Consider the following 11,011-nt stretch of genomic DNA (forward strand, 5'->3'; position numbering starts at 1 on the left):
CGTGCGAAGCGGTCATTCCGGCGCGAGGAAATCGATGATGCTGCCGAGGAACTGAACGCATTTCTCAAGCTGGTCGAGATCGACGAACTCATTGGGCTTATGCGCCTGTTCGATCGATCCCGGCCCGACGATCACCGATGGGATCCCGCCGATCTGCTCGAAGACACCGCCTTCGGAACCATAAGACACCTTGCCGCCCCACGCGGGCAGAAGGTCGGCATAGCGTTGAAACCCTTCTGTTTCGCGCGCGTCGCCCATAGCGGGATAGGAAAAGATCGTCTCAAACCGGATACCGGTGCCGGGGATCTTCTCTTCCATGGGTGAGGTGACCTTACGCGAGATCTCATCCAAGAGCAGTTTCATATCCCGCTCAGGCTCCATGCCGCTGATCGAGCGGAGCTCGAAGGTCAGTGTGCAATTGTCCGGCGTTACGTTCGTGGCGACACCGCCCTGCATCATCGTCACCAACATCGTCGCATGCGGCACGGTGAAGTCGTGATCAAAGGGGCCGTCTTGCTCATAGCGTTTGCCGCGTGCAGAAATCCGCGCCACCGCTTTGGAGGCAAATTCGATCGCGTTGACATGCTCGGGCGCGAAAGACGAATGGCCCGCGGTGCCCGTGGCATGGGCGCGCATGGCGATCTTACCTTTCTGCCCGGTGATCAACTTCATCATTGAGGGTTCGCCGATGATTGCAAACTCAGGCGGCACGGGAAGCTGCGCGAGATGCTCTGCAATCGCGGGGGCGCCGAGACAGCCGACCTCTTCGTCATAGGAAAAGCAGAGGTAGACCGGGCGCATCAATGCCGCCCGCGCCAGTTGTGGGGCAACGGCCATGACGCAGGCCGCGAAGCCCTTCATGTCGCAAGCGCCGCGCCCGAAGAGTTTGTCGCCCTTGATCTCGGCTTGAAACGGGTCTGTTTCCCATTCCGGCTCATCCGCGGGGACGACATCCGTATGCCCGGACCAGACGATGCCCGGCTTGTCTTCGGGGCCGAAAGCTGCGATCAGATTGGCCTTGGCGCCGGTCTCGTCCGGGAGGATGGTGATCCGCGCGCCCAGATCGCCAAAGTACTCCGCCATATGGTCGATAAGCGCGCGGTTGGAGTTGCAGGAGACCGTATCGAAGAAGATCAGCCGCGCCAGATGTTTGGCGGCGGCACCGGTCAGGTCGTCAAACGAAAATGGTGTTTCGCTGAGGTCAATCATTGCTGAACGCGTCTTTCTTTGGATTTTAGGAACTCGCGGCGGACCGTCAGGCCAAGCACGAGAATGATCAGCACCGCGAAGACCCATGTGATGGGCGAGGACAGCAGCACCGCAGGATCGCCCCGCGAGATTGCCAGTGCGCGGCGCAGGTTTTCTTCGATCATCGGGCCGAGGATGAAGGCGATCAGGAAGGGGGCCGCGGGGATGTTCAGCAAGAACATCCCAAAGCCCACCAGCCCCATCACAAGCAACACGGCCACGTCAAAGGTGCTGGAGGCGATGGAGTAGATCCCGAAGACGCAGAGCAGCAGCACCAAGGGGGTCAGCAGTGTCTGCGGGATCAGCGCCACCTTGGTGAACATCCGCATGGTCACCTTACCCGCAAAGAACAACAGCACCGAAGAGACCAGCATGCCGATGAAGAGCATGTAAATCTCATGCATGTTCGTCTGGAACAGCAGCGGGCCGGGGGTCAGACCTTGGATCATAAAGGCCCCCAGCATGACGCCCGTGATCACATCCCCAGGCACGCCCAAGGCAAGCAGCGGGATCATGGTGGCACCGCAGGCTCCGTTATTGGCGGATTCCGAGGCGGCGATGCCCTCAAGCTCGCCCTTGCCGAAATTCGCGCCGTTCTTGGAGCTGCGCTGCGCTTCGCCATAAGAGAAGAAGGCGGCGGAGGAGGGGCCGATGCCGGGGATCGCGCCGAGGATGGACCCGATGACGGAGCCTTTGAAAATGCTGCGCAGCGATCCCATGAACTCATCGCGGGTCACATGCTGGGCACCCAAGGGGGCGGCCTCATCCTTGTTGGCCGCGCGGAGGACGACCAGCTTGATCAGTTCGGGCAGCGCAAAGAGGCCGATCAGGACCGGCGCAATCGACAGGCCGGCCTGCATATCCGGCACGAAGGCGAAGCGGAAGGAGCCATAGAGGTCTTCGCCCACGGTCGCCAGCAGCAAGCCAAGCGCGGCAGAGACCATGCCCAAGAGGAGAGAGTTGCCGGAGACCCCCGCGACGGTGGTCAGCGCAAAGACCATCAGCATGAAGAATTCAGGCGGGCCGATATGAAGTGCCAGCAGGGCGAGGGGGGCGGCAAAGAAGATCAGAGAGATATTCGACAGAAAGTCGCCGATCACTGAAGAATAAAGCGCCATGTTCAGCGCTTTGCCGCCTTTGCCTTGTTGGGCCAAGGGGTAGCCATCCAGCGCCGTGCAGGCCGCCGAAGCGGTGCCGGGGGTCTTGATCAGGATCGCGGAGACCGAGCCGCCGTAGGTCGACCCTTTGTAAAGCGCCACGAGGAGCAGGATCGACGGCACCGGGGCCATGTAAAACGTGAAAGGCAGCGCCAAGGTTACCGCCATGGTGCCCGTCATGCCGGGAATGGCCCCGACGATCACGCCGCCCCAGATACCGGCGGTCATGATCAGAAAGTTCTGCAAGGTGGCAACTGCCGAGAGTGCAGAGAGAACGTCGTTTAGCATCAGTATCTCCGATCAGAAGCCGAGTGTCTTGAGCAATGCGCCTTTAGGGAATTGCGTGCCCAAGGCGGAATTGAAGAACAAAAGAAGCAGCACCGGCGCGCCGACCGAGATCAGCGCGATCCAGACCCGGTAGCTCCGTTCGCCGGTCATCAGGACCATGGTGAAGGTCAGCAGGATGATCGCGATCAGGAAGCCGACGTAATGAAGTGCCAGCAGAAACAGGCCGAACGCGATCACCACACCCGCGAAACGCAGCGCCATCCGCTTGGGAGAGCTTCCATCGGTCTGGACCGTTTCCTCAGTCGGTGCACCGCCGCGGAACGCAAGGGCCAGCACAAGAAGGCCGAGCAGGATCCCGATCAGCGACACGGTGCGCGGCCACATATCAGGCGGCGGGGCGAAACCGGGAATGAAGGCCGGGCGAGGCACATAGACAGGGATAAGATAGAAGGCGCAGAGTGCGAAAAACGCGACGACCAGCACCCCCCGCAAAACGGGCTTCGTCATAGCAATCCTCATGAAAACAGGGACCTCTAGTGAGATCGGGCAGGCCGCAGGGGCCGGCTGGGGGAGGGGCAGGCGGGCGCGGCTGCGCCCCCCTGCAAAAGCTTATTGGGGCAGATAGCCGAAGTCTTTGGCAAGACCGTTGAAGAGCTCGTACTGGCTTTTCGCGTAGTCGGGCATCTCCACCGTGCCGATGGTGGAGATCGAGCCGCGACGGTCGGCGAGTTCGAGCCATTTCTCGTCAGTGGCGACTTGGCCCAGCACGTCTTGCCATTTGGCAATCACCTCTTCGGGCAGGTCTTTGGGAGCGTAAAGCGCGCTCCAACCGGTGATTTGGCCCGCTTTCTCATAGCCCAATTCGCTCGCTGTCGCGACGTCGGGCAGGCTGTCCATACGCTTGGGCGCAAAGACCATCAGGGCCTTCATGTCGCCGCTTTCAATATGGGGCATCAGGGATGCCGCCGCCATCGCGACGAAATCGACATGGCCGCCCAGCAGGGCTGTCGCAAGCGCACCGCCGCCTTTGTAAGGCACGAGGGTCGCTGCGGTCAGCGGGTCGAGGTCATTGTCGGCCAACAGGGCTTGGGTGGTGAAGCCGTCGATCGCCGTCGCGCCCGAGGCCGCATAGGTCATCGCGCCATTGCTGTCTTTGACCGCTGCGATCAACTCGTCGACGTTGTCATAGGGCGCGTCGCCGCGCACGGCCAAGATCATCGGCGTCGCTTCGAGCGCGCTGACGAATGTATAGGCATCCCACGGCACCGCGGCGCCCGGTGTCACGGCAGGCGACAGGGCCATGCCGACCCGCGCGAGCAGCAGCGTATAGCCGTCCGCATCGGCTTCGGATACGAAACGCGCGCCGTTCATGCCGCCTGCGCCGGGTTTGTTCATAACCGTGACCGGCTGTTCCAGAAAGGGCTGGGCCGTTTCCGCCAATGCCCGGCCAGCCAGATCCGAAGCGCCGCCCGGGCCATAGGGCACCACCAGCGTCACGGATTTTTCTGGATAAGATTGGGCGAGCGCCGGTCCACCGACTGACATGAGCGAAAGTGCAATCGTTCCGATTATGTTTTTCATGAGTACCTCAGATGTTGTCCGGCAAGCCGGAGCTGTTGGATGGCGGCCACCATCCACAGTATGCTGAATTTGACAAGAGATGCGCCATAGTTGCATAGTATGCATACTGAGGGGAGGCAGCATGTTCAAGACACGAGAACTACAGGCCTTTGACGCCTATATGCGGTTGGGCGGCATGAAGCTTGCCGCGGAACATTTGGAATTGAGCCAGCCTATGGTGAGCCGATTGCTGTCTTCGCTCGAAGAGAAAACCGGTTTCGAGCTTTTCCAGCGCAAGCGAAATCGCCTTGCGCCGACAGCCGAAGCATTCAGCTTTCATCAGAACGTGGTGCATTATCTCTCAGGACTGCGAAATCTTGAGCAGGAAGCCAAGGCGATTGCCAGCGGCCAGGTCGGGCATCTTGTCATCGCGGCGCAGCCCGTCTTTTGCGACACCTTTCTGTTAGACGCACTTGCGCAATTTCGCAAAGAGCATCCCCAAGCGACGGTCCAAATTGCCGATGTCGGCATGGCCGAAATGCTTCAGATGATCAGCGAGAACCGCTGCGATCTGGCCTTCGGCATCACGCTCAACGCCGAGGCTTTCGGCGGGGAAGCCCTGTCCTTGGCCCATTGCGAGGCGACATGCATCCTGCCGAAAGGCCATCCGCTTGAGGAGATTGAGGAAATTCCTCTGCCACGGCTGCGCAAGGAGATGTTCATTGATCTGTCCCAAGGCAGCCCTCTGCGGCGGCGGATCGATCTGATGATGGAGACCATTCAGGTTAACCGCACGATCGCCGCCGAGCTTCGGACCATCCATGGCATTGTCCGCCTCGTGGAGCGCGGGGAAGGCATCGCGATCATCGACCCCGTGGCGCATCAACTGCTCGATTTGGAACGGGTCTCGGTCCATCGGCTGATCCCGTCGATCACATGGGACATCGCGCAATTCGTTCCCCACGGGCGGCCCTTGAGCACGGTGGGGCAGGCTTTCGCGGCGGTGGTCGCAGATGAGATCGAGAGTCTGAAACGGTCCGGGGTGGTGAGCGAAACGCTGTAGTTTTGGCACTGGTGTCCCGGATGCTATTGGCCTTGCGACGCTTTAGGCGCCGCGCGAAGCCAGCCTGCCGCGCATCTCTTGCGCAGCGCGGTGGAACCGTGACAAATGACCTCAAACGAAAGGACGACCGATGGCGAAAGTATTGGTGACCGGCGGGGCCGGATATATTGGGGCGCATGCCTGCAAGGCGCTGGCACAGGCGGGATATACGCCGGTGGTGTTCGACAATCTCAGCACCGGCCATCGGGCGGCGGTCAAGTTTGGCCCGCTTGTCGAAGGTGATCTGTTGGACCGCGCGGCGATTGATGCGGCACTGGCGGAACATGCTCCCATTGCGGTCATGCATTTTGCTGCGTTGAGCCAAGTCGGCGAGTCCATGCAAGACCCGGCCCGCTATTGGCGTGAGAACGTGTTGGGCGGACTGAACTTGATCGAGGCGACGCGGGCAGCTGGGATCGACAAATTCATCTTTTCTTCGACCTGCGCCACCTATGGCGATCAGGATGGGGTGGTGTTGAACGAAGAGACCGACCAGCGCCCGATCAACGCCTATGGTGGCTCGAAGCTGGCGATCGAACAGATGCTGCGCGATTTCGCGCCCCAAGGGTTGAACCATGTGATCTTCCGCTACTTCAATGTGGCCGGCGCGGACCCCGAAGCAGAGGTAGGCGAGGCCCATGATCCGGAGACCCATTTGGTGCCGCTGATGCTACAAGCGGTGACCGGAACACGCGGGGCGCTGACCATTTTCGGCACCGACTACGATACCGAAGACGGCACCTGCATCCGCGACTATGTGCATGTCAGCGATCTGGTCGACGCCCATGTGGCGGGGTTGAAATGGCTGGAAGCGGGCAAGCCTTCGGAAGTCTTCTGCCTAGGCACCGGCGACGGGTTCTCGGTCCGCGAGGTGGTTGCGGCGGCTGCAGCTGTCACCAATGGACCCGTGCCGATGGAAGAAGGCCCGCGCCGCGCCGGGGATGCGGTGAAACTGATTTGCGGGTCGGATAAGGCCAGAACGCAATTGGGCTGGACACCATCGCGCTCCACCATGCCACAGATGTTGCGGGATGCGCATCGTTGGCATGCCTCAGACGGGTTTTGAAATTTTTCTTTTGGCGCAACGATCTGGCGCGCTGGTCATGGTCGTTTTGGGCCCATATCAGATTTAAGTATCCTACGTGTCGGGCTCTCCTGCAAGATGCTTGCTAAAACTAGGGTGTTTGATAGTTCAGGATAAACAAGCTCTGAGCTAATGACACATAATTAACCTTCTTGGTATAACTTGTGTATGCGTGCGCGCGCTACCCTCAAGTGCGACTCTTGTTAGAAAACAGTAGTTTATCTAATGAGAGGAATCGGTATGGGAGCCGTTTACGACCAACTGAGTATCACAGAACGACGCAAGATAGAACGCTGGAGACACGCTAAGGTCGCAGTTGATGAGATGGCGCGCGTTCTGAAGCGCTGCAGATCAACGATATTTCGCGAGCTAAAGCGCAACCATTTTTCGGACGAAAGCATGCCGGGTTGCGATGGCTATTACGGTGCCGCTGCTCACCTGATGCAAGCGGAACGTCGTGCTCGAGAGCGCAAACTGATCAAACATCCTGAGCTTCGCAAGTGCGTGATCGAGCGTATCAAGAACGGCTGGACACCAGAGCAAATCAGTAACCGTATGATTCACGAACGCGCTCCTCTCAGGGTCTGTCAGGAAACCATCTATCGTTACATCTACTCCAAGGAAGGTCAGCGCGAAGACCTGTGGTGGTATCTACCGACCCACCGTGTCGCCCGCAGACCACGTCGCACCAGAAGGCGCAGAGAACCCAAATTCCATCGCGATGTCAGCATTCTGTTCCGACCCGATGATGTCGCTCATCGCCGTCAGTTCGGTCATTGGGAAGCTGATTTGATGCTGTTTAAACAAAAGCTTGGCCAGTCCAACGTTACCTCATTGGTTGAGCGCGTCAGCCGCTTCACTGTGATCCTGAAAAACCCGAACAAGCGCACCAAGCCGGTCATGGCCAAGATCATGAGCGCCATCAAAGACCTCCCCCTCGTCGCCCGTCGGTCCATCACTTTTGACCGCGGAACCGAGTTTGTCAGTTGGCCACACCTGCAAGCCGAGATCGGAACCCAGACGTGGTTCTGCGACCCCTCCAGCCCCTGGCAGAAAGGCACAGTCGAGAACACTAACCGACGCCTTCGAAGGTGGTTGCCCCGCAAACGCGATATCCGGCAATGCACAGATCACGATATGAAGGTGATCTGTGATCGCCTCAACAATACGCCGCGCAAGTGCCTTGGATGGAAAACGCCAGATGAGGTCTTCCGCGAAAAGATGTTGGAGGAAATGCGATGACGCCCCTACCCTGAGCTCGACAAGAGTCGCGGTTCAGGTATCGCTCACACGCAAAGTTAAAATGTCCCACATCTGCAAAGTAGAAGTGTCACACTCTGCCTCCATGACAACAGGCAGAGGTTGCAGACATGGGATGGGTTTTGATGAGCGAGCGCGAGCTGAATCGGATCGAAGTGTTGAGCCAGTTAAGCCAAGGCCGAATGACGGCGACGACTGCGGCAAAGGTTCTGGGATTGAGCCGCAGGCAGGTTCATCGGCTTCTGAAGAAGTTTCAGACCGATGGTCCGGCCGTGATACGCCACAAAGCGCGCGGTCGGGCTTCGAACAATCGGATCGATCCGGCGGTTCGCGAGTTCGCGGTGACGCTGGTTCGTGAGAACTACATCGACTTCGGGCCGACCTTTGCGGCGGAGAAGTTAGAGGAAGATCACGGGCTGAAGGTGTCGCGCGAGACCCTGCGCAAATGGATGCAGGGATTTGGTTGTCGCGCAAACAACGCCGGACGTTTCACCAGCCACGCTTACGCCGGGAATGCTATGGCGAACTGATCCAGATCGATGGATCAGACCATCACTGGTTTGAGAACCGCGGCCCTGCCTGCACCCTGCTTGTCTTCATCGGCGACGCCACAAGTACTTTAATGCAGTTACGATTTGTCGAATCCGAGAGCACATTCAGCTACTTCGAAGCACTTGAGCTTTATCTGTCGCAGCACGGTCGCCCGGTGGCGTTCTATTCCGACAAACACACGGTCTTTCGCGTGGCCAATCAGACGGCGAAGTCGGGTCATGGGATGACACAGTTCGGGCGTGCCCTGAACGAACTGAACATCGAGATCCTCTGCGCCAACTCTTCACAGGCCAAAGGTCGCGTCGAACGCGCGAACCGGACCCTACAGGATCGGTTACTAAAGGAACTCCGGCTCGCCGGGATCAACGATATCGAGGCGGCCAACGCCTTTCTTCCGGGATTCACGGAACGCTACAACGCCAAGTTCGCCAAGTCCCCGCGCCGCCCGGACAATCTGCACCGAGCGCTGAACATTGAGCCGGACCGGTTGCGCGATGTGTTCTGTTTCCGCGACCAACGCTATGTGGGCAAACAGCTTTCCTTTTCCTATGAACGCAAACGGATAATGCTTGATGAGACTGAGATGACGCGCGGCCTCGTGGGCAAATACGTGGATACATTTGCGTTTCCGGACGGGCGGTTGGAGATCAGGTGGAAGGGCATCTCGCTCCCCTACTCCGCTTTCGACAAAGACCAGCGTGTGACGCATGCAGCCATCACCGAGAACAAACGCCTCGGCGCCGTGCTGGAGTTCATTAAGGCAGAGCAAGAGAAAGACACGCCGCCGAAGGCAAAACCCGCCGGCAAACAGCGCACGCGCTACAAGAAGACAGGCCGCAAGCCGCCGGGACGACCTTCGAAGATGGAGGGCTATTATGCGCGCCGCCGCACCGAACGTGAAGCTGCCGCCATCTCAGACAAGGCGTAGGACGGCCTGGCTATCTGTGTCGAGCTTGAGCGCAGCCTGCCAGAGCGGTGTTTTGTAGTAAGTGCCGTCGTCCCAGAGCCTCACGCCCTCCCGGTCTTCCCAGAGCAGACCCAGCCAGCACAGGGGCCGAATGACGCAAAACTTGAAGGCAAACCGCACATTGCTGTGCTTGGGGTCGAAGTCTTCCTTTTCCTCCCAGCCATAGAGCGTCCTAAGAAGATGCGCCAAGGTACAGCCGGTGCGCGCCTCGACATTGATCACATTCAGGAAGATGTCCCAGTTGCCCAAAGGGCCGCCACGCGCCTCCATGCCCTCATCATGGATGGAGTGATAAAGGTACTCAGGCGCCACCAGATCAAAGAAGGCACCCGGTGTCTCGGCCAATGCTCGACCCTTCTTTGTCGCGACCAACCTCCCTTTGTATTGGCGCAAGAGCTTCAGATAGCGCAGGAGATCATGTACTGGCCACAATGGCTGCATATCATGCTCGTTGAGGACTTTGTTCATCTCAAACAGCTCCGACGCTGTATATCCCGGCCAATCGAACTGATCTGCGGCCCAATGCACGAACTTGCGGTTCATGGCCCCGGATTTGGTCAGACCGATCCCGCGATTCTCGTCGGCAAAGCGCAGGGTGAAAATCATCCCCCGCACAAGTGGCGAGTGTTTCAAGACATAGACATCGTCATAAAGTTTGAGCGGCGGCAGCATGCCGAAACGCTAAACCCGAAGCGCGGCGCTAGCAAACCGCAAAGCCAGTCAGGGCTGCGATATTTGAGGTCTACGCCCTGTCAGGCTTTGCTCCTCTCAGCACCCACGTGAGACATTTCTACTTTGCAGAGCGAGGGGACATTTCTACTTGGTTGCAACAACTTGTGTAGCCGGGAGCGCGCTACCCTGAAGTGCGGCTCCTATTAGAAGACAATACGTTATCTGATAGGAGATCATGGCATGGGAGCCGTTTATTCGCAACTATCACTGTCTGAACGTCGTAAGATCGAGAACTGGTGGCATGCAAAAGTGCCCGTCAGAGAGATGGCGCGCGTCCTGAGGCGCCACAAATCGACGATCTTTCGCGAGATCAAACGCAATTTCTGGGCTGATGATGCATTCCGAAAGAAGTACGGGGGCTACTTCGGTCACGCCGCCCAATTACAGACGAACAAACGTCGATCGGTACAACGTAAGCTGATCCGGCATCCAGAGCTGTGCAAGACTGTGATCGCGCGGATCAAACAAGGTTGGACGCCTGATCAGATCGGCAACCATATGATCTATGAAGGCGCGAAACTACGTGTCTGCCAGGAAACGATCTATCGCTACATCTACTCAAAGGAAGGCATGGATCAGGAACTTTGGTGGTACCTGCCTGAGCACCGGAAGGCCCGTCGACCGCGGCGTGCCAGGAAGCGTCAAAAGCCTAAGTTTGACCGTGATGTCAGCATTCTATTTCGCCCTGACGATGTCGCGCACCGCCGTCAGTTCGGGCATTGGGAAGCTGATCTTGTCTTGTTCAAACAACGCTTTGGCCAGTCAAATGTGACTTCTCTCATGGAGCGCGTGAGCCGCTTCACTGTCTTGCTGAAGAACCCGAACAAACGCACCAAGCCAGTGATGGGTAAAATCATGAAGGCGGTGCGCGACCTACCTTACATCGCACGCCGCTCAATCACCTTCGATCGGGGCACGGAGTTCGTCAGTTGGCCCCATCTTCAGGCTGAGATCGAAACCCAGACGTGGTTCTGCGATCCCTCCGGTCATGTCCCAGGGAGAGGTGTAACTTCTGGTAGCGCTTTTGGTGGCGTCCGCGCCCTTCATGAGGCGCCGTAGGA

General features: G+C 58.6%; 9 protein-coding genes and 1 pseudogene. 5 read left to right on the forward strand and 5 right to left on the reverse strand.

The genetic code is table 11. The features are described from left to right. Positions 1-12: 12 nt before the first annotated feature. The 4 genes from argE to ACGYLA_RS17230 form a co-directional block, all read right to left on the reverse strand. Entirely contained in the window at positions 13-1,209 is a 1,197-nt protein-coding gene (argE, locus tag ACGYLA_RS17215) for an acetylornithine deacetylase (protein WP_394434105.1), read from the reverse strand. Continuing rightward, entirely contained in the window at positions 1,206-2,693 is a 1,488-nt protein-coding gene (locus tag ACGYLA_RS17220) for a tripartite tricarboxylate transporter permease (RefSeq protein WP_394434107.1), read from the reverse strand. Before ACGYLA_RS17220 ends, argE begins: the two co-directional genes overlap by 4 nt. Before the next feature lie 12 nt (positions 2,694-2,705). Then, the gene (locus ACGYLA_RS17225; protein WP_394434109.1) at positions 2,706-3,200 is read right to left on the reverse strand and encodes a tripartite tricarboxylate transporter TctB family protein; all 495 of its coding nucleotides are present in this window, start codon (positions 3,198-3,200) and stop codon (positions 2,706-2,708) included. Positions 3,201-3,302: 102 nt separating this feature from the next. Further along, a complete protein-coding gene (locus tag ACGYLA_RS17230; protein WP_394434111.1) occupies positions 3,303-4,274 on the reverse strand; it encodes a Bug family tripartite tricarboxylate transporter substrate binding protein in 972 nt (323 codons plus the stop codon). A gap of 121 nt (positions 4,275-4,395) precedes the next feature. Here ACGYLA_RS17230 and ACGYLA_RS17235 point away from each other — a divergent pair, with 121 nt between their 5' ends. The 4 genes and pseudogenes from ACGYLA_RS17235 (at position 4,396) to ACGYLA_RS17250 (ending at position 9,179) form a co-directional block, all read left to right on the forward strand. Next, positions 4,396-5,316, forward strand: coding sequence for a LysR family transcriptional regulator (locus ACGYLA_RS17235; RefSeq protein ID WP_394434113.1), 921 nt, complete (start codon positions 4,396-4,398; stop codon positions 5,314-5,316). Between the two features lie 130 nt (positions 5,317-5,446). After that, on the forward strand, positions 5,447-6,421 hold the full coding sequence (gene galE, locus ACGYLA_RS17240) for a UDP-glucose 4-epimerase GalE (RefSeq protein ID WP_394434115.1): 975 nt from the start codon (positions 5,447-5,449) through the stop codon (positions 6,419-6,421). A gap of 258 nt (positions 6,422-6,679) precedes the next feature. Next, entirely contained in the window at positions 6,680-7,681 is a 1,002-nt protein-coding gene (locus ACGYLA_RS17245; protein WP_394434117.1) for an IS30 family transposase, read from the forward strand. Between the two features lie 128 nt (positions 7,682-7,809). Continuing rightward, positions 7,810-9,179, forward strand: a pseudogene (locus tag ACGYLA_RS17250) (ISNCY family transposase). Here the strand turns inward: ACGYLA_RS17250 and ACGYLA_RS17255 are convergent. Then, positions 9,165-9,890, reverse strand: coding sequence for a hypothetical protein (locus tag ACGYLA_RS17255; protein ID WP_394434119.1), 726 nt, complete (start codon positions 9,888-9,890; stop codon positions 9,165-9,167). The pseudogene ACGYLA_RS17250 and the gene ACGYLA_RS17255 sit on opposite strands and share 15 nt — an antisense overlap. Before the next feature lie 240 nt (positions 9,891-10,130). Between ACGYLA_RS17255 and ACGYLA_RS17260 the strand changes: the two genes are divergently transcribed. After that, the gene (locus ACGYLA_RS17260; RefSeq protein ID WP_394434121.1) at positions 10,131-11,009 is read left to right on the forward strand and encodes an IS30 family transposase; all 879 of its coding nucleotides are present in this window, start codon (positions 10,131-10,133) and stop codon (positions 11,007-11,009) included. The last annotated feature ends 2 nt before the right edge of the window (positions 11,010-11,011 follow it).

Source organism: Sulfitobacter sp. 1A13679 (genome assembly GCF_043557115.1).
GTDB classification, from domain to species: Bacteria; Pseudomonadota; Alphaproteobacteria; order Rhodobacterales; family Rhodobacteraceae; genus Sulfitobacter; species Sulfitobacter faviae.

Excerpts from the sequence above, each read along its gene's own strand:
- ACGYLA_RS17230 (WP_394434111.1), bottom strand. The coding sequence starts at position 4,274 with ATGAAAAACATAATCGGAACGATTGCACTTTCGCTCATGTCAGTCGGT.
- ACGYLA_RS17260 (WP_394434121.1), top strand. The coding sequence starts at position 10,131 with ATGGGAGCCGTTTATTCGCAACTATCACTGTCTGAACGTCGTAAGATC.
- ACGYLA_RS17225 (WP_394434109.1), bottom strand. The coding sequence starts at position 3,200 with ATGACGAAGCCCGTTTTGCGGGGGGTGCTGGTCGTCGCGTTTTTCGCA.
- ACGYLA_RS17255 (WP_394434119.1), bottom strand. The coding sequence starts at position 9,890 with ATGCTGCCGCCGCTCAAACTTTATGACGATGTCTATGTCTTGAAACAC.
- ACGYLA_RS17245 (WP_394434117.1), top strand. The coding sequence starts at position 6,680 with ATGGGAGCCGTTTACGACCAACTGAGTATCACAGAACGACGCAAGATA.
- galE (WP_394434115.1), top strand. The coding sequence starts at position 5,447 with ATGGCGAAAGTATTGGTGACCGGCGGGGCCGGATATATTGGGGCGCAT.
- argE (WP_394434105.1), bottom strand. The coding sequence starts at position 1,209 with ATGATTGACCTCAGCGAAACACCATTTTCGTTTGACGACCTGACCGGT.
- ACGYLA_RS17220 (WP_394434107.1), bottom strand. The coding sequence starts at position 2,693 with ATGCTAAACGACGTTCTCTCTGCACTCTCGGCAGTTGCCACCTTGCAG.
- ACGYLA_RS17235 (WP_394434113.1), top strand. The coding sequence starts at position 4,396 with ATGTTCAAGACACGAGAACTACAGGCCTTTGACGCCTATATGCGGTTG.